The sequence below is a fragment of the Streptomyces sp. NPDC006476 genome, assembly GCF_040612015.1.
GTDB classification, from domain to species: Bacteria; Actinomycetota; Actinomycetes; order Streptomycetales; family Streptomycetaceae; genus Streptomyces; species Streptomyces griseorubiginosus_B.
Map to the genome: position 1 here is coordinate 34,494 of NZ_JBEXPK010000019.1, position 25,337 is coordinate 59,830.

The window sequence follows — 25,337 nt, forward strand, 5'->3', positions numbered from 1 at the left end:
CAGGGAAGATGCGCGTTTCGGACATAGGGAACGTGGGCAAGGGAGGCCGTCGAAGCTCGTCGAATACTCTGCAGTGATCGGTGATCACAGATGCAGAAGCATCCGGCTGTTGCCCAAGGTGTTGGGTTTCACCCGTTCGAGACCGAGGAACTCCGCGACGCCCTCGTCATAGGAACGCAACAGCTCCGCGTAGACATCCGTGTCGACCGGCGTCTCACCGATCTCGACGAAGCCGTGCTTGCCGAAGAAGTCCACTTCGAAGGTGAGACAGAAAACGCGGCGAACGCCCAGCCAGCGCGCGGTGTGCAGCAACTTCTCCAGCAACTGGTGGCCGACGCCGGCACCCTTCAGACCGGGCTTCACCGCGAGAGTGCGTACTTCCGCGAGGTCTTCCCACATCACGTGCAGCGCGCCGCAGCCGACCACCTCGGCGTTGTCGTCGCGTTCGGCGACCCAGAACTCCTGGATGTCCTCGTAAAGGGTGACGGTCGCTTTGTCGAGCAGGATGCCACCGCGGACGTAGGCGTCAAGGAGACGGCGCACGGCCGGGACATCGGTGGTACGGGCCCGCCGGACGGTGATGGCTTTAGTGCTGACTTCGGGGCCTTCGGAGCTTGCTGCTGACATGAGCGGACGCTATCGCCCGTCGCCGCCCGGTGCGGAGCCGGGGTTCTCCTCGCCATCCGGGGGTTCGGGTGTTTCCGCCGGCTGTTCCGGCCCTTGCACGATCCGTACGGCGTCTCGCAGGGCCTGGCGCTGTTCCTCGCTCATCATCCCGAAGAAGGCGACGAGAGCGGCCGCGGGGTTGTCACTCTGGGACCAGGCGTCGTTCATCAGGGCGGCGGCGTAGGCGGCCCGGGTGGAGACCGCCTCATATCGATAGGCCCGGCCTTCCGCCTCACGGCGCACCCAGCCCTTCTGATGGAGATTGTCCAAAACGGTCATCACCGTGGTGTAGGCGATGGACCGTTCCTGCTGAAGGTCTTCCAGGACTTCTCGAACGGTCACCGGGCGGTTCCACTTCCACACCCGCGTCATGACCGCGTCTTCGAGTTCTCCCAATGGGCGAGGCACAGCTCAGCACAATAGTGGGAGAACTCCGCATTCGCGTGCCGGACGTGCGCTTTCACTGGCAAACGGCAACAAAAAGGGCGTACGACTCGGAGGTACGAGCCGTACGCCGGGGGAAGCGGGCCGGGCCGCTCAGCCGTCGCTCTTGACGGAGGCCTGCTGAGCGGCCTCCGCGCGCGCGATGGCCGCGTCGACCGCCGCGTCCTCCTTGGCCTTGTTGGCCCCGCCCTGGGTCTTCACGATCACCCTGATCAGCCCGATGAAGAACACGGCCATGACGACCGGCGGCACGAGCGCGGAGACGTAGTCCATGGATCCAGAGTAGCCAGCGCCCGCCGGACAACCGGGGCGGGGTCGGACAAGCGTCTCGAGCAGACCCACGACGGGCCCGGACGGTGTCGAACTGCCGCGGCAGGCCCGCAGGGGGTGAAGGGCGCAAACCGCGGCGAGCCGCTACGGCGAGTCCGCCGGGGCAAGCAGCCCCAACGCGACGAGCCGCCACCGCACGTCCGCCGGGGCGGAGGGTCAGATCATGGCGAACCGCTGGGGCGGGTCCGCTGGGGCGGGTCCGCTGGGGCGGAGGGGTCAGACGCGGCGAGTTGCTGCGGCGGGTTCGCCGGGGCAGATGAGTCAGACAGCGGCGAACCCCTGCCCCAGGCCCGCCGGGGCGGAGGGGCAGACCGCGGCGAGCTGCTGGGGCGGGTCCGCCGGGGGACGAACCCGGCCGCCACCAGCCGGTCGCACAGCCGGCTGGTGGACGGCGGGGTGGAGGCGAGGGACTCGGCGAGTGTGCGCAGCCCAGAGGAGTCAGACAGCGGCGAACCCCTGCCCCAGGCCCGCCGGGGCGGAGGGGCAGACCGCAGCGAACCGGCGCCCCAGGCCCACCAGGACCGAGACACCACGGCGAACCGCCGCCGCAGGCCCGTGGGGCAGAGACGCCAGACCACGGCGAACCGGCGCCGCAGGGGGCGGAAGGGTCAGACCGCGGCGAGTTGCTGTGGCGGGTTCGCCGGGGGTGGCGGGGAGGGCTTGCGGCGGGGGAAGACCTCGCCCGGCGTGGGGATGGGGCGGGTGGGTTTCGGGGCGGCGGGGGCGGGCTTGGGGGCCGGCTTCTCCGCGGGCTTCTTCTCGGGCTTCCTCTCCGGGTCCTGGCCGGCCTCGGCGACCGGGGCGGTGGCCCCAGGGCCCGAGTGGGCCGAGAGGCCACCGGGAAGGGCCGTCAGGCGCGTGCGGGAGGCGGGGACGGTCGCGGGGGCCGTACGGGTCGTACCACGCGCCAGACGGGCTCGTACGTCCTGTTCGGCGAGGACCTGGCAGCGCTCCAGGAGGAGCGCGGCGACCGGGTTGCCCCGCAGCGCGCGCAGGGCGGCGAGGTCGTCGGGCTGCGGCCGGTAACCGGCGGCCAGCGCCTCCTCGAGCAGGGTGAGGTAGCCGGCGGCGGTTCCGGGCAGCGCGGCGCGGTAGCGGCCGAGGTCGGCCACCAGGAAGGCCCGCAGCCTGTCCCCTTCGCGCATCGCCTCGTCGAGCGACTCGGCGAGCCGGAGACAGTCCTGGACGTCCTCGGCGGAGGCGGGGCGGGGGTGGAGGGCGAGGGCGAGGGCGCGGCGGAGCACACGCAGCTCCTCCGCGCCGAACGCCATGCCGCCGCGGGATCCGTATGGCGTGGGCATGCGGCGACGATACGCGCTAATCAGACAAACCCGACATAAGGGAGCGGTGTGGCGCCGCAATCGAGCCACCCGGTTGCTCCCCTGCGGGGCTCACATCCGGGACACGTTCCGCTCGTACACCAGCCGCAGCCCGACCAGCGTCAGCCAGGGCTCGTGCTCGTCGATGACCGAGGACTCCCCGAGCACCATCGGCGCCAGCCCGCCGGTCGCGATCACGGTCACGTCGTCCGGGTCGTCCGCGAGCTCACGGGCCATACGGCTGACGACCCCGTCGACCTGCCCGGCGAAGCCGTAGATGATGCCGGACTGCATCGCCTCGACCGTGTTCTTGCCGATCACGCTGCGGGGTCTGGCCACCTCGATCTTCCGCAGCTGCGCGCCCCGCACCCCGAGCGCCTCGACCGAGATCTCTATACCGGGAGCGATCACCCCGCCGATGTACTCCCCGCGCGCGGAGACCGCGTCGAAGGTCGTGGCCGTACCGAAGTCGACGACGATCGCCGGTCCCCCGTACAGCTCGACGGCGGCCACCGCGTTGATGATGCGGTCGGCGCCGACCTCCTTGGGGTTGTCGGTGAGGATCGGCACCCCGGTCTTCACGCCCGGCTCCACGAGCACGGCCGGCACGTCGCCGTAGTAGCGCCGGGTCACCTCGCGCAGTTCGTGCAGCACGGAGGGGACGGTGGCGCAGATGGCGATGCCGTCGATGCCGTCGCCCAGTTCGTCGCCGAGCAGCGGATGCATCCCCATCAGGCCCTGCAGCAGCACCGCCAGTTCGTCCGCCGTGCGGCGCGCGTCCGTGGAGATGCGCCAGTGCTCGACGATGTCCTCCCCGTCGAAGAGGCCCAGGACGGTGTGGGTGTTGCCCACGTCGATCGTCAGCAGCATGGCCGGTACCTACTCCGCCGCTCGCAGGTCGAGACCGATGTCGAGGATCGGCGAGGAGTGGGTGAGGGCGCCGACGGCGAGGTAGTCGACGCCAGTGTCCGCGTAGGCCTTGGCGTTGTCCAGGGTGAGCCGTCCGGAGGCCTCCAGCGCGGCGCGGCCGTGCACGATCGCGACGGCCTCCTCGCACTCGCCGGGCGTGAAGTTGTCCAGCAGGATCAGGTCGGCGCCCGCGTCGACGACCTCGCGCAGCTGGTGCAGGGTGTCGACCTCGACCTCGATCGGCAGGTCCGGGAAGGCCTCCCGTACGGCCTTGAAGGCCGGCCCGACCCCGCCGGCGGCGACCACGTGGTTGTCCTTGACGAGGGCCGCGTCGGACAGCGACATCCGGTGGTTGACGCCCCCGCCGCAGCGGACGGCGAACTTTTCCAGCGAGCGGAGCCCCGGAGTCGTCTTGCGGGTGTCGCGGACCTTGGCCCTCGTGCCGTCCAGTACGTCCGCCCACGCGCGCGTGGCGGTCGCGATGCCGGAGAGCCGGCACAGGAGGTTCAGCGCGCTGCGCTCGCCGGTGAGCAGGTCACGCGTGCGCGTGGTGACCGACAGCAGCTTCTGCCCGGCCTCCACGCGGTCGCCGTCCTCGACGTGCCGCTCGACCTCGAACTCGTCCGTGCACACCACGGACAGCACCGCCTCAGCGACCCTGAGGCCCGCCACGACACCCGCCTCGCGCGCGGTGAAGTCGCCGGTGGCGACGGCGTCCTCGGGGATGGTCGCCACCGTGGTCACGTCCACGCCGTGGTCGAGGTCCTCCTGGATGGCGACGTTGGCGATGTCCTCGACCTCGACGGGGTCGAGTCCTGCGTCGGCCAGGAGCTGGGCGAGCGCGGGGTCGAGGCCGCACTCCAGGTATTCGGCGTCGGCGTCGGCGCCGCAGGCACAGCCGTCGCCGCAGCCGCCGTTCGACACGAGGGGGAGGTCGGGGGTGCTCACTTCTGTCACTGCTCCTGGAGGCGCTGCTGTGGCTGCTGGGTCGGGGGGAAGTCTGCGGTATCGGTGGTGTGCACGGCGAGTGTGCGGTCCGGATTCAGCCGTACGACGATGTGCCGGCGCCATGCCGTGTCGTTGCGGTCGGCGTGGTCCTCGCGCCAGTGGCAGCCGCGCGTCTCCTCGCGCAGGAGGGCTGCGGCGACCAGGACGCGGGCGACGCACAGCAGGTTGGTGGCCTCCCAGGTGTCGACGCCGGGCTCGGCGGTCTTGCCGTTCTCGTCGAGGGCGTCGCGGGCTTCGGTGTGCAGCCGCTGGAGCTGCTCGGCGGCCGCGGCGAGGGAGTCGGCCGAGCGCAGGACGCCCGCGCCGTCGGTCATGATCCGCTGGATCGCGAACCGGGCCTCCGGGGCGAGGAGCGGGTGCGCGGGCTTCTGCGGGTGGTCGACGGGTTCGGGCACGCGCGCGTGGAGGCCGTCCTCGGCGTGGGCCGCCGCGATGTCGGCGGCGATGCGCTCGGCGTAGACGAGGCCTTCCAGGAGGGAGTTGGAGGCGAGCCGGTTGGCGCCGTGCACGCCGGTGCAGGCGACCTCGCCGCACGCGTACAGGCCGGGGACGGTCGTACGGCCCTGGGAGTCGGTGCGCACGCCACCGGAGGCGTAGTGGGCGGCCGGGGCGATCGGGATGGGGTCGGTGACCGGGTCGATGCCGTGGGCGCGGCAGGCGGCGAGGATGGTCGGGAAGCGGTGCTCCCACATGTCGGCGCCGAAGTGCCGGGCGTCGAGGAACATGTGCTCGGCGTCCCGCTCCTGCATACGGCGCATGATGCCCTTGGCGACGATGTCCCGGGGCGCGAGCTCGGCCAGTTCGTGCTGCCCCAGCATGAAGCGCACCCCGTCGGCGTCGACGAGGTGCGCGCCCTCGCCGCGCACGGCCTCGGAGACCAGGGGCTGCTGGCCCTCGGCGTCCGGGCCGAGGAACAGCACGGTCGGGTGGAACTGCACGAACTCCAGGTCGCTGACCTCGGCACCCGCGCGCAGGGCGAGCGCCACGCCGTCGCCGGTGGAGACCGACGGGTTGGTGGTCGCCGAGAAGACCTGGCCCATCCCACCGGTCGCGAGCACGACCGCGGGGGCGTGCACGGCGCCCACGCCGTCGTGCTGGCCCTCGCCCATCACGTGCAGGCTCACGCCCGCCGTACGGCCGTCGGCGTCCGTCAGCAGGTCCAGCACGAGCGCGTTCTCGATCGTGCGCACACCGCGCGCGCGTGCCGCCTCGACGAGCGCCCGGGAGATCTCCGCGCCGGTCGCGTCTCCGCCGGCGTGCGCGATACGGCGGCGGTGGTGACCGCCCTCGCGGGTGAGCGCCAGATCGCCGGCCTCGGACTCGTCGAAGTGCGCGCCGGTCGCGATGAGACGGCGTACGGCGTCGGGGCCCTCGGTGACGAGGATCCGTACGGCCTCCTCGTCGCACAGACCCGCGCCGGCCACCAGGGTGTCGGCCAGGTGCTGTTCGGGGGTGTCGCCCTCGCCGAGGGCCGCGGCGACGCCGCCCTGCGCCCAGCGGGTGGAGCCGTCGTCGAGGCGGGCCTTGGTGACGACGACCGTGTTCAGGCCGGCGGCCTCGCAGCGCAGCGCGGCGGTCAGGCCGGCCACCCCGGAGCCGACGACCACCACGTCCGCGGAGATGGCCCAACCCGGTGCGGGGGCGTGCAGTCGTATGCCTGTGCTGGTCACGAGGCGGCTCCGAAGGTTTTCCCGAAGGTGAGAGGGAGGTTGTCGATCAGCCGGGTCGTCCCGACCCGGGCGGCTACGGCGAGGACGGCCTCGCCGGTGAAGTCGTCCCCGATCTCGGTGAAGTCGGCGGGGTCGACGAGGGCGAGGTAGTCCAGTTCGAGCGGCGGCGACAGACGCGCGGCATCGTCGAGCACCAGTCGGGCGGCCGCGCGGACGGCGGAGGGGGCGCCGTAGGAGGTGCCTCGCGCGGCGTCCGCGCCGGGGGCGGTGGTGGACGACGGGAGGGACTTCGCGACGGCGTGCGCGTCGGCCGCGGCGCGGGACTCCCCTATGGCGCTGAGGGCTTCGGCACGCGCGTGCGTGGCGGGCACTTCGCGTGCCCGTGCGCGCAGCGCCTCCTGCGCCGCGTGCCGGTCGCGGCCCGCGAACAGCGCGCGGGACAGCGCGAGCGCCGTGCGCCGCTCGGCGGGCGACAGGTAGCGGTTGCGGCTGGAGAGCGCGAGACCGTCCTCCTCGCGCACCGTGGGCACGCCGACGATCTCGACGCCGAAGTTCAGGTCCCGCACCATGCGGCGGATCAGGGCGAGCTGCTGGGCGTCCTTCTGGCCGTACAGGGCGACGTCGGGACGGGTGAGGTGCAGCAGCTTGGCGACGACGGTGAGCATGCCGTCGAAGTGGCCGGGACGCGAGGCGCCCTCCAGACGCTCCCCCATCGGGCCCGCGCTGATCCGCACCTGGGGCTCGCCGCCCGGGTAGACCTCCTCCACGGCGGGAGCGAACACCACGTCCGCGCCCGACTGTCCGGCGAGCTTCACGTCGGCGTCCAGGGTGCGCGGATAGCGGTCGAGGTCCTCGCCCTTGCCGAACTGCAGCGGGTTGACGAAGACGGTGACGACGACCTCGCCGTCCGTTCCGGCGATCTCGCGCGCGGTGCGGATCAGGGTGGCGTGGCCCTCGTGCAGGGCGCCCATGGTCATCACGACGACGCGGCGTCCGGCACGCGCGCGTGCGTGGAGTTCGGCCGCGGTGCTCAGCAGGGTGGTGGTCATCGGGCGTCTCCCTCGGCGCCGTTGGTCCCGTCGGCGAGTACACCGAGGAGGTCCTCGGCAAGCTCCGGCTTCAGCAGCCCGTGGGCGAGCGCCCGGTCGGCGGTCGCGCGGGCCATCGCCAGGTAGCCGGCGACGGCCTGCGGGGCGTGCCGGCGCAGCTCCCGCACGTGCGCGGCGACCGTGCCCGCGTCCCCGCGCGCGACCGGGCCGGTCAGGGCCGCGTCCCCGGAGCGCAGGGCGTTGTCGAGGGCGGCGCCGAGCAGCGGGCCGAGCATCCGGTCGGGCGCCTCGACACCGGCCGCGCGCAGCAGCTCCATCGACTGGGCGACCAGCGTGACCAGGTGGTTGGCGCCCAGCGCGAGGGCGGCGTGGTAGAGCGGGCGCATCTCCTCGGCGATCCACTCCGGCTCGCCGCCCATCTCGATCACCAGGGCCTCGGCGGCCAGCCGCAGCTCGTCGGGCGCGGTGACCCCGAAGGAGCAGCCGGCCAGCCGCTGGACGTCCACGGGCGTGCCGGTGAAGGTCATGGCGGGGTGCAGGGCCAGCGGAAGCGCGCCCGCGCGCAGGGCGGGGTCGAGGACCTTGGCCCCGTACCGCCCGGAGGTGTGCACGAGCAGCTGGCCCGGCCGTACGGCCCCGGTCTCGGCGAGACCCTCGACCAGTCCGGGCAGTGTGTCGTCCGGGACGGTGAGCAGGACCAGGTCGGCGCGCTCCAGCACCTGGGCGGGCGGGACGACCGGCACGTCGGGGAGCAGTTGCGCGGCCCGCCTGCGGGAGGCGGTGGAGACCCCGGAGACGGCCACCGGGCGGTGCCCGGCGAGCTGGAGGGACGCGGCCAGCGCGGGGCCCACGCGGCCGGCGCCGACGACGCCCACGGTGAGCCGCGCGGGGCGGTCCCTGGGGTCTGGCTGTTGGCTTGTACTCACGCGACGGTGGCCTTCCCGTTCCAGTCCGCTCCGGGTACCGGACGATTTCTCGTCATGTTAACGCTATCGGTCCGAGGGGCGGCCGGTCGTCCACAGGCTGTGGGTTACCGCACACCGTGCCGGCCCCGGCGAGGGCCCGTGGAAATCCGGGTGCCGCCCGGAAGCCCGGCGGGCATGATCCCGGCCATGAGCGATGCGGCGGAGCAGACGGAACGTCCTGACGAGCAGGTGACCGACGGGGAGCGGCGCAAGCGCCGGCGCGAACGGCGCATCAGCGCGTACCGGGGCGCCAAGCATGTGCTCGCGCGCCCCGGATTCCTCGGCACGCTCCGCGAGCGCCTGGCGCTGCTGGACGGCCTCGAGGACGTGTACGACCTGGACGAGCCGGCCGACATCTACGGCGACGGAGTCGTCGAGGCCCTGGAGCGGAAGGTCGCCGAACTGCTCGGCACCGAGGCCGCCGCGTTCTTCCCGACGGGCACGATGGCCCAGCAGGTGGCCCTGCGCTGCTGGGCGGGCCGCACCGGCAACCCGGCCGTCGCCCTGCACGCCCTCGCCCACCCCGAGGTGCACGAACGGAACGCGTTCAGCCAGGTCAGCGGTCTGCGCCCGGTCCGCGTGACGAGTGAGCCCCGGCTGCCGAGCGCCGCCGAGGTACGCGACCTCGCGGAGCCCTTCGGCGCGCTGATGCTCGAACTGCCCCTCAGGGACGCCGGTTTCGTGCTGCCCTCCTGGGAGGAGCTCACCGAGGTGGTGGAGGCGGCGCGCGAGCGCGACGCGGTGGTGCACTTCGACGGCGCGCGCCTGTGGGAGTCCACCGTCCACTTCGGCCGCCCCCTGGACGAGATCGCGGGCCTGGCGGACAGCGTCTACGTGTCGTTCTACAAGTCCCTCGGCGGCCTCGGCGGCGCCGCGCTCGCCGGTCCGAGGACGCTGACCGACGAGGCGAAGATCTGGCGCCACCGCTACGGCGGCCAGGTCTTCCAGCAGTTCCCGACGGCCCTGTCCGCGCTCGCCGGCCTGGAGCGGGAACTGGCCAGGCTGCCCGAATACGTCGCCCACGCGCGCGTGGTGGCCGAGGCGCTGCGCGAGGGGTTCACGGCGGCCGGGGTGCCGTGGGCGCGCGTCCACCCGGAACGGCCGCACACGCACGACTTCCAGGTCTGGCTGCCCTACGACGTCGACGCCGTCTCGGAGACAGCGATCCGGCAGGGCGAGGAGACGGGGACGCTGCTGTTCGCCGGCTCCTGGGACGAGAAGGGTCCGGGCCTGGCGGTCACCGAGGTCGAGGTGCGCGCCGCGGGCCTGGAGTGGACGGCCGACGATGTGAAGGCGGCCGTCGCGGAGTTCGTCGCGCGGCTGCCCGCAGCGCCCGGGGCCCGGTGACGGCCCTCGATTGACGGGCGTCGTCAATCGGCGACTGCGGTGTCAGTGGCGGGGTGCACCATGTGGTCATGAGCGTGCGCATCGACATCGTGGGGCTGCGGCCGGAGAGGGTCGCCGTCGTGCCCTCCCCGCTGGCCGAGCTCGGCATGGCGCTGCACGCGCTGTCCGAGCCGGGCCACCACCCGGGCCTGCAGGGCTGGGTGACGGGTGTGACGGCCGGCCTGGACCCGCATCTGGCCGACCGTATGTGCGACGCGGACTTCCTGTGGACGACGACGTTCTCGGACCTGTTCCTGCCGTACGCGGGCATCCCCGGCGGTGCCGCCCTGCCCGGGGCCACGCTCGCCGAGGAGCTGGACCTGCTGGACAAGCTCACGGACGAGCAGTTCGTCGACGCGGCGCTGGAGTTCAGCTGCGCGATGTCCTACGGCGTCGGGGCCGACTGGCTCATCGACGCCGAACTGGGCCGGCGCGCCCTGGAGCTGGCCGCCGCGCGGGGTCCGCGCCAGCAGCGGTTCACCGAGCTGCTGCTGACCGATCCGCCGAAGATCCGGGCCTGGCTGCGTCAGTTCCTCGAGGACTGCGACGAGGCGTTCTTCGCCGAGACCTGGTCCCGGCTGCGCCACCAGCTCACCGCGGACGCCCGCCACAAGACCGACCTGCTGCGCCTGAAGGGCCTCGCGGAGGCGCTGACCGCCGTGTCGCCGGCGGTCACGCTCGACGAGGGCGGCGAGCGGATCACGGTCGACAAGCTGAGCGTGGGCCGCACGGCCACCGAGGACGGCACCCTGCTGCTCGTCCCGACCAGCCTCGGCTGGCCCCACCTGTCCGTGCTGTACCGGCCTGGCTGGCAGCCGGTGGTGCACTACCCGGTGGGCTCCCCGGAGCTCGCCGCCCCGCCCTCGGTCGAGCAGCTCGCCCTGCGGATGACCGCGCTGTCCCACCCCGTACGGATGCGGATGTGCCGCTATCTGGCCCGCAGCGCATACACCACCAGCGAGCTGGCACAGGCGCACGGCATGACGGCCCCGGAGATATCCCGCCACCTGGGCGTCCTGAAGAAGGCGGGCCTGATCACCACGCGCCGCCGGGGCCGTTATGTGCAGCACCAGTTGGACATAGCGGTCGTGGCCCGGCTGGGCAGCGACTTCCTGGAGGGCATCCTGCGCTGAGCGGGCCCGGCTCAGTCGAACCGGATGTGCCGGATCCCCACGCCCGCCTGCCTCAGCCGTGTCCGCAGCGCTCCTTCGTTGTTCGGCCGCAGCGTCAGTCCGGCGAGCACGGCGATGCGGTCCGCCGTCTTCGGCACGGTCGAGTGGTCGGTCCACAGGTGCTCGGCGAACTCCGGCTCCTGCAGCCGTTCCAGACAGTGGTCGAGCTGCCGTACCGCCCAGGTCTCCCTGCCGAGACCGGCGTTCTTGCCGGCGACGTACTGAAGGAGGTGCCCGAAGCCGCGCTCCCGCAGCCGCCGCAGGACGGTCTCGCGTTGGGCGAGGAGGGTGAAGTGCCGTACGTCGTGGCCGAGTTCGCGCAGCCGGCCCACCGTCTCGGCGAAGTAGCCCGAGTCGGTGACCGTCATGGGCGCGATCACCACGCCGTCGTGCTTGGTCAGCGCCAGGTCGAGCACCTCGACCACGCCCTGCCGCCAGGCGGTCAGGTCCTGGAAGTCTCCCCGCAGTTCGGGCGGCAGCATCCGGCGCAGACCGAAGCCGGCGTGCTCGGGGTCGCAGATCACGCTGCCCCGCAGGCGCCGCTGGAGCTCGTGCGCGGTCTGGGTCTTGCCGCCCCCGAAGGGACCGTTGATCCACAGGAGCATGCGCAGACCCTAGTGGGCAGCGGTTACGCGGGCGTCACGCGTGCGTGGATCAGCCGTGCCCGCCGGCGCGCACCAGCCCCGTCTCGTAGGCGAGGACCACCACCTGCACGCGGTCCCTGAGGCCCAGCTTGGTCAGGATGCGTCCCACATGGGTCTTCACGGTCGCCTCGGACAGCACCAGGCGGGCCGCGATCTCGCCGTTGGACAGGCCCTGCGCGACCAGCACCATGACCTCGCGCTCGCGGTCGGTGAGCCGCTCCAGCTCCTTGTGCTGCGGCTCCTTCCCGGCGCTCGGCAGCATCGGCGCGAACCGGTCGAGCAGCCGGCGCGTGGTCGACGGCGCCACCACTGCGTCACCGCTGTGCACGGAGCGGATGGCGGCGAGGAGTTCGCCGGGCGGCACGTCCTTGAGCATGAAGCCGGACGCGCCCGCCTTGAGCCCGGAGAAGGCGTACTCGTCGAGGTCGAACGTGGTCAGGATCAGCACCTTCGGCGGGTCCGGCTCCGAGCAGATGCGGCGGGTCGTCTCCACACCGTCCAGCTTCGGCATGCGGACGTCCATCAGGACGACGTCCACGGCCGTCGAGCGCAGCACCTGCAGGGCCTCGACGCCGTCCCCCGCCTCCGCGACGACCTCCATGTCCGGCTGTGCGGCGAGCACCATCCGGAACCCGGTGCGCAGCAGCACCTGGTCGTCGACGAGCATCACGCGGATCGTCATCGAAGCCTCTTCCGTGTCCGTCTTCAGGGGTGTTACAGGTGTCAACAAGGGGCGTGCGAAAACCTCAGTGCGCCGGTTTGAGCGGCAGCAGGGCACTGATGCGGAATCCTCCGCCCGGGCGCGGGCCCGCGTCCAGGGTTCCGCCGACCATGCCGACCCGCTCGCGCATCCCGATCAGGCCGTGGCCCTGTCCGTCGGCGCCGCCCTCCTCGTACAGCTCGTGCGGGGCGCCCTTGCCGTCGTCCTCGACGAGCAGACCGAGCCCGTCGTCGAAGTAGACCAGCCGCACGCTCGCGCCCGCGTTGGGCCCGCCGTGCTTGCGGGTGTTGGTCAGCGCCTCCTGCACGATGCGGTACGCCGTCAGCTCGACGCCGCTGGGCAGCGGGCGCGGGGTGCCCTCGACCTTGAAGTCGACCGGCAGACCGGAGGTACGGCACTGCTCGATCAGCTCGTCGATCTGCTCGACGTCGGGCTGCGGGACGTACTCGCCGACCTCCTTGTGCTCACCGGTGCGCAGCACGCCCAGCAGGCGGCGCATCTCGGCGAGGGCCTGGCGGCCCGTGGAGGAGATGGTCTCCAGCGCCTTCTTCGCCTGGTCGGGGGCGGCGTCGAGGACGTAGGCGGCGCCGTCGGCCTGCACCACCATCACCGACACGTTGTGCGCGACCACGTCGTGCAGCTCGCGCGCGATCCGGGCGCGTTCGGCCGCGACCGCGACCTTGGCCTGGGCCTCGCGCTCCTTCTCCAGCCGGGCGGCACGCTCCTCCAGCTGCGCGAAGTACGCACGCCGCGTGCGGATCGAGTCACCCAGCACCCAGGCCAGCGCGAACGGTACCGTCTGGAAGATCACCAGCGCCACATGGCCGAGGGCGCTGGAGTGTTCGGTCGGCCAGCGGAACTCCGCGAAGGTCGCGGCCGACAGCCCCACCGCCAGGGCGAGCCGGGAGGCCCAGCGGGCGCCCATGACGGCCACGGTGTAGACGATCACCAGCATCGCGAAGTCGGCGACCATCGTCGCCACGTCCAGCGCGAGCTGTGCCACGCCGAGGGCGATCATCAGCAGCAGCATCTTCTCCGGCATGCGCCTGCGCAGCGCGAGCGCCAGGCACAGCAGCAGCGCGATCGGAACGATCAGGGCCGGTGCCACGGTGCCCCGGGTGTCCTGATGGCCGGCTCCACTCGCCAGAGAGACGCCGAACAGGAAGACGGCCCAGAAGGAGTCGACCCCGGTCGGGTGTCTGCGGAGGAAGTCATAGAGGCGCTGCACGTAACCCAGCGTAGGGAAGCGGGATGCGTGCAGGGGTCAACCGGAGGGCCGATCCGCATCCGCCGCGTGTACTCCGCAAGGTGGAGGTCGCGTTCCTCTGCGCGCTTAGCCTGGCCTGGTGACGGAAGAGACCACGGACCAGTGGCGCGGCTGGCGTGCGGCGACGCGGGCGGCCCTGTACGGGCCCGGCGGCTTCTATCGCCGCCCCGAGGGCCCTGCCGGGCACTTCCGTACGTCCGTGCACGCGTCGCCGCTCTTCGCCGAAGCCGTGGCCCGGCTGCTGTGCCGCGTCGACGAGGCCCTCGGCCGGCCCGCCCGCCTCGACTTCGTAGACATGGCGGCGGGGCGCGGCGAGCTGGTCACCGGCGTCCTGGCCGCGCTGCCCGCGGACGTGCTCCCACGCGTGCGTGCCTGCGCCGTCGAGCTCGCCGAACGGCCCCCGGGCCTCGACGACCAGGTCGAATGGCTCCCCGAGCCGCCAGGGGGCCTCACCGGGCTGCTCTTCGCCAACGAGTGGCTCGACAACGTTCCGCTGGACGTCGCCGAGGTGGACGAGGACGGCGTACCGCGCACGGTTCTGGTGCGGCAGGACGGCACGGAACGTCTCGGCGACCCCGTCGGGGGCGACGAGGCGGACTGGCTCGCGCGCTGGTGGCCGCTGCCGCCCGAGGAAGGCCTGCGGGCCGAGATCGGCCTGCCGCGCGACGAGGCGTGGGCGGGTGCGGTCGCGGCGCTCGACCGCGGGCTCGCGGTCGCCGTGGACTACGCGCACAGCCGGGAGACGCGCCCCCCGTTCGGCACCCTCACGGGCTTCCGCGCGGGACGGGAAACGGCGCCCGTACCCGACGGGAAGCGCGACATCACGGCTCACGTGGCCTTGGACGCGTGCGCGGCGCGCTCCGCGGCGCTCGCCGAGCGGCAGGGGCGCGTTCTGCGGCAGCGCGACGCTCTGCGCGCCTTGGGCATCACCGGCTCACGCCCCCCGCTCGCGCTCGCGTCCGCACAACCCGCCGCCTATGTCCGCGCCCTCGCGAGCGCCGGTGAAGCCGCGGAACTCACCGCGCCCGGCGGCCTCGGCGACTTCGGATGGCTGCTCCAGCCGGTCGGAACGGCGAACCCGCTGGACGGCACGGACGCGCCCGACGCGCGGGCGTGACCTACTTGTCGATGTCCCCGACCACGAAGAACAGCGACCCGAGGATCGCCACCATGTCCGCCACCAGCGTCCCCGGCAGCAGCTCCACGAGCGCCTGGATGTTGTTGTAGGACGCCGAGCGCAGCTTCAGCCGGTACGGGGTCTTCTCGCCCTTGCTGACGAGGTAGTAGCCGTTGATGCCGAGCGGGTTCTCGGTCCAGGCATAGGTGTGGCCCTCGGGTGCCTTGAGGACCTTGGGGAGCCGCTGGTTGATCGGGCCGGGCGGCAGCTCGGCCAGGCGGTCGAGGCAGGCGTCGGCGAGGTCGAGGGCGTTGTGGGTCTGCTCCAGGAGCACCTCGAAGCGGGCGAGACAGTCGCCCTCCTGCCGGGTGACGACCTTCAGGACGTCCTGCAGCTCCCCGTACGCGAGATAGGGCTCGTCGCGCCGCAGGTCGAAGTCGACGCCCGAGGCACGCGCGATCGGCCCGCTGACGCCGTACGCGTGCACGGTCCCGGGCGCCAGCGCGCCCACGTCCCGCGTGCGCCCCCGGAAGATCTCGTTGCCGAGGACCAGGTCGTCGAACCGGTCCATGCGCGAGCGCACCCCCGCGACGGCGGCACGCGCGCGTGCGGCCCAGCCGGCCGGAAGGTCCTCCTTGAGGCCGCCGACGCGGTTGAACATGTAGTGCATACGGCCGCCGGAGATCTCCTCCATGACGTTCTGGAGGACCTCCCGCTCCCGGAACGCGTAGAAGACCGGTGTGATGCCGCCGAGCTCCAGCGGATAGGAGCCGAGGAACATCAGGTGGTTGAGCACCCGGTTGAGCTCCGCGAGCAGCGTCCGCGTCCACACTGCGCGCGTGGGGACCTCCATGCCGAGCATGCGCTCGACGGCGAGGACGACTCCCAGCTCGTTCGAGAAGGCCGACAGCCAGTCGTGGCGGTTGGCGAGCATGATGATCTGGCGGTAGTCGCGCGCCTCGAAGAGCTTCTCCGCGCCGCGGTGCATGTACCCGATCACCGGCTCGGCGCGCATGATGCGCTCGCCGTCCAGCACCAGCTTCAGCCGCAGCACGCCGTGCGTGGACGGGTGCTGCGGTCCGATGTTGAGCACCATGTCGGTGCTCTCCGCGGCGCCGCCGATACCGACCATGGTCTCCGTCGTAGGAGTCATGAACACAGTCTCTCCTACGTACGCTGGCCCTATGGAGACGGGGAGCCCGCGGGGCACGGGCACAAGGGCGGACGAGGCGGGGGAGCCGGAGTGGACCGGACTGCCGCCCGGGCTGCTGCGGATGCGGCGTCTGCTGCTGGTGGTGTGGCTGGGGCTGCTCGCCCTGGCCGTCGGTCTGCTGCTCGGCCTGCTCGCCGGGGCCGCCTGGGCTGCCTTCGCGCTGGTGCCGCTCGCGCTGATCGCCTGGGGCTGGGTGCTGCTGGGCCGCAACTGGCGCTCCTGGCGGTACGCCGAGCGCGCCGACGACCTGCTGATCAGCCGGGGCGTGCTGTGGCGCGAGGAGACCGTCGTGCCGTACGGGCGCATGCAGCTGGTGGAGGTGACCTCCGGGCCCGTCGAGCGGCACTTCGGGCTGGCCAGCGTGCAGTTGCACACCGCGGCCGCGGCGACCGACGCCACCATCCCGGGTCTCGACCCGGCCGAGGCGGAACGGCTGCGCGACCGGCTCACCGAGCTCGGCGAGGCCCGATCGGCGGGTCTGTGACGGCGCCGGGCGTCGACGACGCCGTACGCGCGCGGGAACCCGTCACCGAGCGGCGGCTGCATCCCGTGACACCCCTCAGGCGGGCGTGGGCGCCGGTGGCGGTGCTCATCGGGTGGGCCGTGCACGACCCGGACCAGGCGCAGCGCCAGCTGACCCGCCTGACCACTACGACCCTGCTGATCGCACTCGCCGTCCTCGTCCCGGCCGCCTCCCTGTACGGCTTCCTCAGCTGGTGGTTCACGCACTTCGCGGTGACGGACAGCGAACTGCGCGTCCGTACCGGCCTGTTGTTCCGGCGCACCGCGCACATCCGGCTCGAGCGGATCCAGGCCGTCGACGTCACCCAGCCCCTTCTCGCGCGCGTGGCGGGCGTCGCCAAGCTGAAACTCGACGTCATAGGCACGGCCAAGAAGGACGAACTCGCCTTTCTCGGGGAGCGGGAGGCGCGTGCGCTGCGCGCGGAACTGCTCGCGCGCGCAGCCGGGTTCGCCCCCGAGACGGCGCACGAAGTCGGAGAGGCGCCGGCACGCGAGATCCTGCGTACGCCCCCGCTCCACCTCGCGCTCTCCCTCGTGCTGACGGGCGCCACCTGGGGCGCCCTCGGCGCCGCCCTCGTCGTACCGCCCCTGCTGTGGCTGGCCACCCACAGCGTGTGGACGGTCCTCGCCACCGCTCTCCCCCTGCTGGGTGCGGCCGGAGCGAGCAGTGTGGGCCGGTTCGTCAGCGAGTACGACTGGACGGTGGGCGAGTCCCCGGACGGGCTGCGCATCGACCACGGCCTGCTCGACCGCACGCACGAGACGGTGCCGCCCGGGCGCGTGCAGACCGTGCGGATCGTCGAACCGCTGCTGTGGCGGCGGCTGGGCTGGGTGCGGGTGGAGCTGGACGTGGCTGGGTCGTCCAACTCCGTTCTGGTGCCGGTCGCTCCGCGCGAGGTCGCCGAGTCCGTCGTCGCGCGCGTGCTGCCGGGGGTGACCGTGCCGGCGTCCGCCGCGCTGTCCCGCCCGCCTCGGCGGGCCGGCCGGTGCCTGCCGCTGTGGTGGCGTGGATACGGACTCGCCGTCACCGACGGGGTGTTCGCCGCCCGGCACGGGCTGTTGCGCCGCCGCCTGGCGCTCGTTCCGCACGCGAAGGTGCAGAGCGTCCGGCTGGTCCAGGGGCCCTGGAAGCGGCTGTGGCGGCTCGCCGACGTCCACGTGGACACGGGAGCCAACAAGACCGTCACGGCCCGGATGAGGGACGCCCGGGAGGCGGCGGAGCTGCTCCGCGCTCAGGCGGAGCGGTCACGCACGGGCCGCCGGGACGCGCCACCGGACCGCTGGATGGCACCGTAGGCGGTCCGGACGGCGTCGTGGGACGGTGCCCGGCCTCAGGAGACCGCGCTGCGCAGGCCCTGCAGGTTGATCCGCTCCGTCTCGTCGTGCGCGGTCAGGTCGATCACCTGACCGACATCCCGCGCACCCTCGTCGGCCGGCTTGAACTGCGCCTCGGCCTCGGCCTTGTGCACGGCGAGCGCCTCCTCGCCGACCACGTCGGCCAGGTCCTCGTTCTGCACCGCGTCCAGGGCGGCGGGCGCCGACTCCTGCTTCGTACCGAAGAAGTCGAACCCGCCCTCGACCGCCGGGCGCCGCGCGGGCGTCGCCGGTACGACGGCCACCGCGGTCGGCGCCACGAAGTGTCCGGAGGGCTGCTGTACGGGCTGGGCGGAGCGGGCGGGCTCCGCCTGCGTGGTGGCGGCCGCGTGCTCATGCTCGTCGACCGCCTCGGGCTGCCCCTGCGCCTCGTCCTCCTGGGCCGCGGCCTCGGTGCCGTCGGCGGGGGCGGCGCCGGTCTCGGCGGGCGCGGCAGGGGCGGAAGCCTCGGCCGCCGCGGTCCTCACCTTCGCGGGCTCGCCCTTCGGGGAGCCATCGCCCTTCGACGGGCCGTCGCCTTTGGGAGACCCGCCGCCCTTCGGGGAGCCGTCGTCCTCGGGGGCGGATTCATCCTGCGTGCCGGCCACGTCCTGCGCCACAACCTCGTCCTGCGCGGCGACCTCGGCATCGGTGTCGATCTCGGCATCAGTCTCGACGTCGGTGTCGGTCTCGTCCGCCGGCTCGGCTTCGGCGGCGTCGGCAACCTCGTCGTCGGCAACGTCGTCCTGCTCGGGAGCGTCACCGTCGTCGAACTTCTTCAGCGCCTCCTTGGCCCGCAGGAACAGCTGGGAGCCCTCCGGCGAGAAGACCCCGGCGGTCCGCGCCTTCTCGTCGGTGCCGTCCTCGCCCTGGGCCGAGGCAGCCACAACCTCGGTCCCCTGAGCCGCCACGGGCGACAACGCGTGCGTGTCGGGAGCCGCGGCCTCTATCTCGAGCAGACGGCGGCCCTCCAGGGCGCTCGCCCGCTCGGTCTCCGCGGTCGCGTACCGCCGCAGCAGCGCCGCGTGCTCGTTGCGCAGGCCCGCCAGCTCCGCGCGCTTGGCCCGCAGCCGCTGCTCCAGCTTGGCGCGCAGCTCGCGCGACTCCTCGAGGTCCGTCTCCAGCTCGGCGACCCGCTCCTCGTGCCGCCACTCGTCGCTCGCACGCGCGCGCGTGAGGTCGGCGACCTGCTTGCCGGCCTGTGCGTCCCAGCGGCGCATGACGGCCGCCCCTATCACGGCCGTGGCCGCGGCGAAGGCCGCTATGACGCGGAGCACGGCGGGCTCCGAGAACACCCAGGGACCGAAGGCGCAGACAAGGGAGACGCCTGCGATCGCCGACGGAGGCAGCAGCCTGTGCAAAGGCGGGGAATGGCGGTGACGTCCACGTGGCATGGCCAGAAACTTACCGCGCGTAGGCGAGCGTTGGCGCCCCGCCCCGTAAAAACACAGCCATAACGAAACGTTCACAGCGCATCGGGAATTGCGGCCCCTCGAATTCGCAAGATCATTTCCTGTTGGGAACCCTGGTCACCGGTCGCTCAGCCGCCCGCTGATCCACTGCAGCGTCGCCGGAATCTCCCGCCGCCAGGTGTTGAAGTTGTGCCCCCCGCTGTCGAGGATGATCGAGGAGATCCGAGTCAGCTTCGTGGCCTGAACTCGCTCTATGAACTTCAGCGTCGACTTGTAGTTGGATTCCCCGAGCCGGCTGCTGGTGACGAGAAGTGAGGTGTCGGGGGCGGGCAGGTGCTTGAGGCACCACCACAGGTCGGCACGGTTGCGCAGCCCTTTGTCGCCGTGGAAGAGGTCGCCCGTGGTCGGGTCGACCGGCGCCTTGTAGTACGGCGACAGGCCCGCGCCCACCGCGAAGGAGTCGGGGTGGTGCATGGCGAGTTTCAGTGCGCAGTAGCCGCCCGTGGAATCCCCGATGATGCCCCAGCTCCCGGGCTTCCTGCCCACCCTGTAGTGCGCGAGCATGGCGTCCGGCAGGTCCTTGGCGAAGAACGTCTCCGTCTGCGGGCCACCCGGGATGTCCACGCACTCGGTGTCCCGCGGCGGTGCGACGGTGGGCCGCAGCATCACCAGGATCATCGGCTGCATACGGCCGTCCTTGGCGAGCTCCTGTGCTGTGCGCGGGTAGTGCAGCTTGTCCACGAGCGCCTGCGCGGTGCCCGGATATCCGGTCAGGACGACGGCCGCGGGGAACGTACGCGCGCGATAACGGGTCTGGAAGTACTCCGGCGGCAGATAGACGTACGCGGGCGTGGCGATATGCGTCCTGCGGCCCACGATGTCGACCTTCTGGATCTGTCCGCCGGTCTGCGGCCGGGCGCCGCCCGCGCCACGCACGCGTGCCGTGTCGAGCACCTCCAGGGGGCCGCCGGAGCCGCCGGGCGCGGTGTGGTTGACGACCACGCCCTGTTCCTTCTCCTGGCCGAACAGGTCCGCCCAGCTCGCGTAGAACCCGAAGGCCTGGTTGGCGGCGAGGCCCACCGACGCGAAGAGGGCCAGCTGGGTACCGAACAGCAGACCCACGCGGCCGCTGACGGCCCGCCAGTTCCGCAGCGCCAGCCGCGGCCACAGCCACACCGTGCCGACGAACAGCAGTACGGCGAACACGACCGCGAGCGCCAGCACCTTGTTGCTCGTAAGACCCATGACCTATCTTCCTGCCTGCGGGTTTTCCCCGGAGCACCACCCCTTCGCAAGGGCTTGTCCGGGACTTTCCCCGTCCTTTGGACCGGCTTTGGGGGGAGGAAGGAACCTCTCCCCCCGAGACACCGTCCTAGAGGGCGCAATGTCGCCGGATGCCCAGAACGGCACCGGGTCCAAGGTCTCTCGCAGAACTACGGGATGCGATGTCTGTCAGGACAGATGAGGAAATGTCGGGTGGGGTTCCCTCCCCCGCACGCAACACGCGGCGCGTACTGCGAGGTCCGCGCCCCGAGGCCGTACCGGTGCTCGTCGCCAGGGCGTGCGCTCTGGTGGGCGTTCTGGACATCGCGGCGGGCGTCTTCCCGCGCTTCCGGCACAGCCGTATGCACAGCATCGCCGAGGTGCTGCCCGGGTCGTTCGGTCCCTTCGCGGCGGCCCTCTCGCTGAGCGCGGGCATCCTCCTGCTGCTGCTCGCGCACGGCCTCCGGCGCGGCAAGCGGCGTGCGTGGCGCGCGGCGGTGGCGCTGCTGCCGGCGGGCGCCGTGGCGCAGTTCACGTACCGCCACTCCCTGATCGGCGTGGTCATCTCGGCGGCGCTGCTCGCGCCACTGCTGCGCCACCGCGACCAGTTCGCCGCGCTGCCCGACCCGCGCAGCAGGTGGCGGGCGCTCGCCAACTTCGTCCTCATGAGCGCCGGTTCCCTCGCCCTCGGCCTGGTCATCGTCAGCGTCCACCCGAACCGCATGGTCGGCGACCCGAGCCTGGCCGACCGCATCACCCACGTGCTGTACGGCCTCTTCGGCTTCGAGGGCCCGGTCGACTACCAGGGCAACACCTCCTGGACGGTGGGCTTCTCCCTCGGCGCCCTCGGACTGCTCACCGCGGTCACGACCATTTACCTGGCATTCCGGCCGGAACACCCGGCGGCGCGCCTGACGGAGGAGGACGAGGTACGCCTGCGGGCGCTGCTGGACAAGCACGGCCGCCGCGACTCCCTCGGCCACTTCGCCCTGCGGCGCGACAAGGCCGTGGTCTTCTCGCCCAGCGGCAAGGCGGCGGTGACCTACCGCGTCGTGTCCGGCGTGATGCTCGCCAGCGGCGACCCCATCGGCGACGTCGAGGCCTGGCCGGGCGCCATCGAGCGCTTCATGGACGAGGCACGCGCGCACTCCTGGACCCCGGCCGTCATGGGCTGCTCGGAGACGGGAGGCGAGGTGTGGACCCGCGAGACCGGCCTGGACGCCCTGGAACTGGGCGACGAGGCGGTGGTGGACGTGGCGGATTTCTCCCTCGCCGGCCGCGCGATGCGCAACGTGCGGCAGATGGTCAAGCGCATCGAGCGCGCCGGTTACGAGACCCGGGTACGACGTGTCCGTGACCTCGGCGAGGCGGAGCTGGAGCGGATCCGGCAGGCCGCCGAAGACTGGCGCGGCACGGACACCGAGCGCGGCTTCTCCATGGCTCTGGGCCGGATCGGCGACACCTCCGACGGCGACTGCCTGATCGCCACCGCCCACAAGGCCGACGAGCAGCCCGGCCCCTACGGCGATCTGAAGGCGATCCTGCACTTCGTGCCCTGGGGCACGGACGGCGCCTCCCTGGACCTGATGCGCCGCGACCGCTCGGCCGACCCCGGCATGAACGAACTGCTCATCGTCGCCGCCCTCCAGGCGGCCCCGAAGTTCGGCATCACGCGTGTCTCGCTGAACTTCGCGATGTTCCGCTCCGCCCTCGCGCGGGGCGAGAAGATCGGCGCGGGCCCCGTGCTGCGCGCCTGGCGCGGGCTGCTGGTGTTCCTCTCCCGCTGGTTCCAGATCGAGTCCCTGTACAAGTTCAACGCCAAGTTCCAGCCCCGCTGGGAGCCGCGCTTCGTCGTCTACCGGGCCTCCGCGGACCTGCCGCGCATCGGTCTCGCCGCGATGCAGGCCGAGGGCTTCGTCAACCTGGCCCTGCCGCTGCCGCGCTTCCTGCGCCGCCGCCAGAAGCCGGCACGCGTGTGTGCCCACACCGTGTCCGAGAGGGACGCCCGCGCCCGGGTCGCATGACGTCCCGGTTCACGTGTGAGACGCCGACCCGGCCGGAGAGCCGCCCCGTCCCCCGGGGCCTCCGGCCGGGCCGCGGCGTCTTCGGGCCCGTTGTGGGGCCTACGCTGAACGTATGAGCAATGAGAGTGGACGCGGGCGCGTCGCGGGCCTTCCGCAGTGGGACCGCTGCGCGGTCATGGGAGTCGTGAACGTCACGCCCGATTCCTTCTCCGACGGCGGCCGCTTCTTCGACACCACGGCGGCCGTCAAGCACGGCCTGGAGCTGGTCGCCGAGGGCGCCGACCTGGTCGACGTCGGCGGCGAGTCCACCCGCCCCGGCGCCACCCGCGTCGACGCCGCCGAGGAACTCAGGCGCGTCGTCCCCGTCGTCCGCGGCCTCGCCTCCGAAGGCGTCACGGTCTCCGTCGACACCATGCGCGCATCCGTCGCCGAGCAGGCCCTCGCCGCCGGCGCGGCCCTCGTCAACGACGTCAGCGGCGGCCTCGCCGACCCCGCGATGATCCCCGTCGTCGCCTCCTCGGGCGCCCCCTTCGTCGTGATGCACTGGCGCGGCTTCCTGGAGGGCGGCAACGTCAGGGGGGTGTACGACGATGTCGTCGCGGAGGTCGTCGACGAACTCCACGCGCGCGTGGACGCCGTCCTCGCCGGCGGCATCGCCCCCGACCGGATCGTCGTCGACCCCGGTCTCGGCTTCTCCAAGGACGCCGAGCACGACCTCGTCCTGCTGGCCCACCTCGACCGTCTGCTCGGTCTCGGCCGCCCCCTGCTGGTCGCCGCCTCCCGCAAGCGGTTCCTGGGGCGCGTGCTCGCCGGCCCGGAGGGCGCGCCCCCGCCCGCGCGCGAGCGGGACGCCGCCACGGCCGCCGTCTCCGCGCTCGCCGCGCAGGCCGGCGCATGGGCGGTCCGCGTGCACGAGGTCCGCGCGACAGCGGACGCGGTACGCGTCGCGCGCGCCGTGGAAAAAGCGCGCGCGGCCGGAAGTGCGCCGGGCGCCGACACCACACGCGGGGTGCGCGATCCGGAACACGCGCCCGGCGCACACGGCTCGCACGGCTCAGAAGGAGCCCGGTGAGCGCCCCCCACACCGATGTCGAGCAGGTGGAGGCGGCCAACACCGCGTTCTACGAGGCCCTGGAGCGCGGTGACTTCGAGGAGGTGTCCTCACTCTGGCTGACCCCCGCCGACCTGGGCGTCGACGAGGAGTACCACGACCCGGCGGACACCGGTGTGGTCTCCTGCGTGCACCCGGGCTGGCCCGTGCTGACCGGTCGCGGCGAGGTCCTGAGGTCGTACGCGCTGATCATGGCGAGCACCGACTACATCCAGTTCTTCCTGACCGACGTGCACGTCTCGGTCACCGGCGACACGGCCCTGGTCACCTGCACCGAGAACATCCTCAGTGGCGGCCCGGCCCCCAAGGGCGACGAGGAGCTGGGACCTCTGGTGGGCCAGTTGGTGGTAGCGACCAACGTGTTCCGCCGCACCCCCGACGGCTGGAAGCTCTGGTCCCACCACGCCTCCCCCGTTCTGGCCGAAAACGACGAGGCCGAGGACGAGGACACCCCGTCCTGACCGGGTAGTCGCCCGGTGAGGACATTCACGGGCCGAGACCGTCCGCAGGCACCCGGAACACCCACCGGGAGCAAGAAGTGGTTGGAATCACGACGGCCCGGGTAGGGGCGGCTACCAACCCGTGAGCCACCGGGTTCCCCAGGGGAAACAGACGATGAAACCTCCTGGCCCCGGCTCGGGCCCGCGGCCCCGTGGCCCGGCCCTGTCAGTGCCCGCAGGTAGATTCGTTCGAGGCCGGTGTGCCGCCCGCACACGGCACCGACCGGCCGTCACCGACGATTGCAGGAGTGATTCGCGTGGATCGTGTCGCGCTGCGCGGCCTGAAGGCCCGCGGGCACCACGGTGTGTTCCCCAAGGAACGCGAGGAGGGCCAGACCTTCCTGGTGGACCTCGTCCTCGGCCTGGACACCCGGCCGGCCGCGGCGGACGACGACCTGGCGAAGACCGTGCACTACGGCATCGTGGCGGAGGAGGTCGTCGCCGTCGTCGAGGGCGAACCCGTCAACCTCATCGAGACGCTCGCCGAGCGCATCGCCCAGGCCTGTCTGAAGCACGACGGGGTCCAGGAGGTCGAGGTCTGCGTCCACAAGCCGGACGCGCCGATCACCGTCCCCTTCGACGACGTGACCGTCACCATCACCCGGAGCCGAGTATGACCGCGTTCTTCACCGAGGGGCACAGCGACCCGACCGTACAGCCGGTGCCCGCCTCCGTCGTGCAGCAGGTGGACGCCGCCGACACGACCCTGCACAACCCCCAACGCGCCGTGATCTCCCTCGGCTCCAACCTCGGCAACCGCCTGGAGACCCTCCAAGGCGCCATCGACGCCCTCGAGGACACCCCCGGCGTCCGGGTCAAGGCCGTGTCGCCGGTGTACGAGACGGAGCCGTGGGGCGTCGAACCCGGCAGCCAGCCCTCGTACTTCAACGCCGTGGTCGTGCTGAAGACCACCCTGCCGCCGTCCTCGCTCCTGGAGCGGGCGCACGCGGTCGAGGAGGCCTTCCACCGGGTGCGCGACGAGCGCTGGGGCGCCCGCACCCTGGACGTCGACATCGTCGCGTACGCCGACGTCGTCGACGCCGACCCGCGTCTCACCCTCCCCCACCCGCGCGCCCATGAGCGCGCCTTCGTCCTCGCTCCCTGGCACGATCTGGAGCCCGAGGCGCAGCTGCCCGGTCGCGGCGCGGTCGCCGATCTCCTCGCCGCCGTCACCCGCGAGGGCGTGACTCCCCGCAAGGACCTGGAACTCCACCTGCCCGAGTAGTCGTTAAGGTCAGGGCGAGGCCGGGACGACCACAGGCCGCGGGACGA

General features: G+C 72.4%; 25 protein-coding genes and 1 pseudogene. 10 read left to right on the top strand and 16 right to left on the bottom strand.

Features of this window, described 5'->3' with window-relative positions:
• Window positions 1–84: 84 nt before the first annotated feature.
• The 10 genes and pseudogenes from ABZZ74_RS22290 to ABZZ74_RS22335 all read right to left on the bottom strand — a co-directional run bounded on the left by ABZZ74_RS22290 (window position 85) and on the right by ABZZ74_RS22335 (window position 8,321).
• On the bottom strand, window positions 85–627 hold the full coding sequence (locus tag ABZZ74_RS22290) for an amino-acid N-acetyltransferase (protein WP_356767461.1): 543 nt from the start codon (window positions 625–627) through the stop codon (window positions 85–87).
• 9 nt (window positions 628–636) lie between these two features.
• Window positions 637–1,074 (bottom strand): BlaI/MecI/CopY family transcriptional regulator, encoded by a 438-nt coding sequence (locus ABZZ74_RS22295; RefSeq protein ID WP_308286606.1) that lies wholly within the window; start codon window positions 1,072–1,074, stop codon window positions 637–639.
• A 129-nt stretch (window positions 1,075–1,203) separates the two neighbouring features.
• Entirely contained in the window at window positions 1,204–1,383 is a 180-nt protein-coding gene (locus ABZZ74_RS22300) for a hypothetical protein (RefSeq protein WP_356767463.1), read from the bottom strand.
• 395 nt (window positions 1,384–1,778) lie between these two features.
• A pseudogene (locus tag ABZZ74_RS22305) lies at window positions 1,779–1,868 on the bottom strand (MarR family transcriptional regulator); the annotation flags it as partial.
• Between the two features lie 180 nt (window positions 1,869–2,048).
• Window positions 2,049–2,711, bottom strand: coding sequence for a hypothetical protein (locus tag ABZZ74_RS22310; protein WP_356767663.1), 663 nt, complete (start codon window positions 2,709–2,711; stop codon window positions 2,049–2,051).
• Window positions 2,712–2,831: 120 nt separating this feature from the next.
• Window positions 2,832–3,629, bottom strand: a complete 798-nt coding sequence (locus ABZZ74_RS22315; RefSeq protein ID WP_133044299.1) for a type III pantothenate kinase — start codon at window positions 3,627–3,629, stop codon at window positions 2,832–2,834.
• A 9-nt stretch (window positions 3,630–3,638) separates the two neighbouring features.
• The gene (nadC, locus tag ABZZ74_RS22320) at window positions 3,639–4,616 is read right to left on the bottom strand and encodes a carboxylating nicotinate-nucleotide diphosphorylase (RefSeq protein WP_356767465.1); all 978 of its coding nucleotides are present in this window, start codon (window positions 4,614–4,616) and stop codon (window positions 3,639–3,641) included.
• Window positions 4,617–4,621: 5 nt separating this feature from the next.
• On the bottom strand, window positions 4,622–6,346 hold the full coding sequence (locus ABZZ74_RS22325) for an L-aspartate oxidase (protein ID WP_356767468.1): 1,725 nt from the start codon (window positions 6,344–6,346) through the stop codon (window positions 4,622–4,624).
• A complete protein-coding gene (gene panC, locus ABZZ74_RS22330) occupies window positions 6,343–7,395 on the bottom strand; it encodes a pantoate--beta-alanine ligase (RefSeq protein ID WP_356767471.1) in 1,053 nt (350 codons plus the stop codon). The genes ABZZ74_RS22325 and panC overlap by 4 nt, the downstream gene beginning before the upstream one ends.
• A complete protein-coding gene (locus ABZZ74_RS22335) occupies window positions 7,392–8,321 on the bottom strand; it encodes a DUF2520 domain-containing protein (protein WP_356767473.1) in 930 nt (309 codons plus the stop codon). The genes panC and ABZZ74_RS22335 overlap by 4 nt, the downstream gene beginning before the upstream one ends.
• Window positions 8,322–8,507: 186 nt before the next feature.
• On the opposite strand from ABZZ74_RS22335, the gene ABZZ74_RS22340 reads away from it, so the two are divergent.
• Together ABZZ74_RS22340 and ABZZ74_RS22345 are read left to right on the top strand one after the other, a co-directional pair.
• Window positions 8,508–9,707, top strand: coding sequence for a beta-eliminating lyase-related protein (locus tag ABZZ74_RS22340; protein WP_356767475.1), 1,200 nt, complete (start codon window positions 8,508–8,510; stop codon window positions 9,705–9,707).
• 68 nt (window positions 9,708–9,775) lie between these two features.
• The gene (locus ABZZ74_RS22345) at window positions 9,776–10,879 is read left to right on the top strand and encodes a DUF5937 family protein (RefSeq protein ID WP_356767477.1); all 1,104 of its coding nucleotides are present in this window, start codon (window positions 9,776–9,778) and stop codon (window positions 10,877–10,879) included.
• 11 nt (window positions 10,880–10,890) lie between these two features.
• Here the strand turns inward: ABZZ74_RS22345 and ABZZ74_RS22350 are convergent, their stop codons facing one another.
• The 3 genes from ABZZ74_RS22350 to ABZZ74_RS22360 all read right to left on the bottom strand — a co-directional run bounded on the left by ABZZ74_RS22350 (window position 10,891) and on the right by ABZZ74_RS22360 (window position 13,511).
• On the bottom strand, window positions 10,891–11,523 hold the full coding sequence (locus ABZZ74_RS22350; RefSeq protein WP_356767479.1) for an AAA family ATPase: 633 nt from the start codon (window positions 11,521–11,523) through the stop codon (window positions 10,891–10,893).
• 49 nt (window positions 11,524–11,572) lie between these two features.
• Entirely contained in the window at window positions 11,573–12,244 is a 672-nt protein-coding gene (locus tag ABZZ74_RS22355) for a response regulator transcription factor (RefSeq protein ID WP_133044292.1), read from the bottom strand.
• A gap of 64 nt (window positions 12,245–12,308) precedes the next feature.
• The gene (locus ABZZ74_RS22360) at window positions 12,309–13,511 is read right to left on the bottom strand and encodes a sensor histidine kinase (protein WP_356767481.1); all 1,203 of its coding nucleotides are present in this window, start codon (window positions 13,509–13,511) and stop codon (window positions 12,309–12,311) included.
• A gap of 118 nt (window positions 13,512–13,629) precedes the next feature.
• Between ABZZ74_RS22360 and ABZZ74_RS22365 the strand changes: the two genes are divergently transcribed.
• Window positions 13,630–14,667, top strand: coding sequence for an SAM-dependent methyltransferase (locus ABZZ74_RS22365; RefSeq protein WP_356767483.1), 1,038 nt, complete (start codon window positions 13,630–13,632; stop codon window positions 14,665–14,667).
• A gap of 1 nt (window position 14,668) precedes the next feature.
• Here ABZZ74_RS22365 and ABZZ74_RS22370 read toward each other — a convergent pair whose 3' ends face one another.
• On the bottom strand, window positions 14,669–15,820 hold the full coding sequence (locus ABZZ74_RS22370; protein WP_356767485.1) for an NADH-quinone oxidoreductase subunit D: 1,152 nt from the start codon (window positions 15,818–15,820) through the stop codon (window positions 14,669–14,671).
• A gap of 31 nt (window positions 15,821–15,851) precedes the next feature.
• Here ABZZ74_RS22370 and ABZZ74_RS22375 point away from each other — a divergent pair, with 31 nt between their 5' ends.
• A complete protein-coding gene (locus tag ABZZ74_RS22375; RefSeq protein WP_356767487.1) occupies window positions 15,852–16,364 on the top strand; it encodes a PH domain-containing protein in 513 nt (170 codons plus the stop codon).
• Window positions 16,361–17,698: a PH domain-containing protein gene (locus ABZZ74_RS22380; RefSeq protein WP_356767489.1), complete on the top strand. Its 1,338-nt coding sequence runs from the start codon at window positions 16,361–16,363 to the stop codon at window positions 17,696–17,698. Before ABZZ74_RS22375 ends, ABZZ74_RS22380 begins: the two co-directional genes overlap by 4 nt.
• A 35-nt stretch (window positions 17,699–17,733) precedes the next feature.
• Here the strand turns inward: ABZZ74_RS22380 and ABZZ74_RS22385 are convergent, their stop codons facing one another.
• The gene (locus ABZZ74_RS22385; RefSeq protein ID WP_356767491.1) at window positions 17,734–19,149 is read right to left on the bottom strand and encodes a hypothetical protein; all 1,416 of its coding nucleotides are present in this window, start codon (window positions 19,147–19,149) and stop codon (window positions 17,734–17,736) included.
• A 135-nt stretch (window positions 19,150–19,284) separates the two neighbouring features.
• Window positions 19,285–20,412: an alpha/beta hydrolase-fold protein gene (locus tag ABZZ74_RS22390; RefSeq protein ID WP_356767493.1), complete on the bottom strand. Its 1,128-nt coding sequence runs from the start codon at window positions 20,410–20,412 to the stop codon at window positions 19,285–19,287.
• Between the two features lie 224 nt (window positions 20,413–20,636).
• On the opposite strand from ABZZ74_RS22390, the gene ABZZ74_RS22395 reads away from it, so the two are divergent.
• From ABZZ74_RS22395 to folK, 5 genes are all read left to right on the top strand, one after another.
• Complete coding sequence (locus tag ABZZ74_RS22395) at window positions 20,637–22,454, top strand: phosphatidylglycerol lysyltransferase domain-containing protein (RefSeq protein WP_356767495.1); 1,818 nt, start codon at window positions 20,637–20,639, stop codon at window positions 22,452–22,454.
• Window positions 22,455–22,566: 112 nt separating this feature from the next.
• Window positions 22,567–23,526 carry a dihydropteroate synthase gene (gene folP, locus ABZZ74_RS22400; RefSeq protein WP_356767497.1) on the top strand — a complete coding sequence of 320 codons (960 nt, stop codon included), beginning with the start codon at window positions 22,567–22,569 and terminating at the stop codon, window positions 23,524–23,526.
• Window positions 23,523–24,026, top strand: a complete 504-nt coding sequence (locus ABZZ74_RS22405) for a nuclear transport factor 2 family protein (RefSeq protein ID WP_356767499.1) — start codon at window positions 23,523–23,525, stop codon at window positions 24,024–24,026. The genes folP and ABZZ74_RS22405 overlap by 4 nt, the downstream gene beginning before the upstream one ends.
• A 296-nt stretch (window positions 24,027–24,322) precedes the next feature.
• Entirely contained in the window at window positions 24,323–24,682 is a 360-nt protein-coding gene (gene folB, locus ABZZ74_RS22410) for a dihydroneopterin aldolase (protein WP_133044282.1), read from the top strand.
• Window positions 24,679–25,290: a 2-amino-4-hydroxy-6-hydroxymethyldihydropteridine diphosphokinase gene (gene folK, locus ABZZ74_RS22415; RefSeq protein WP_356767501.1), complete on the top strand. Its 612-nt coding sequence runs from the start codon at window positions 24,679–24,681 to the stop codon at window positions 25,288–25,290. The genes folB and folK overlap by 4 nt, the downstream gene beginning before the upstream one ends.
• Window positions 25,291–25,337 lie beyond the last annotated feature (47 nt).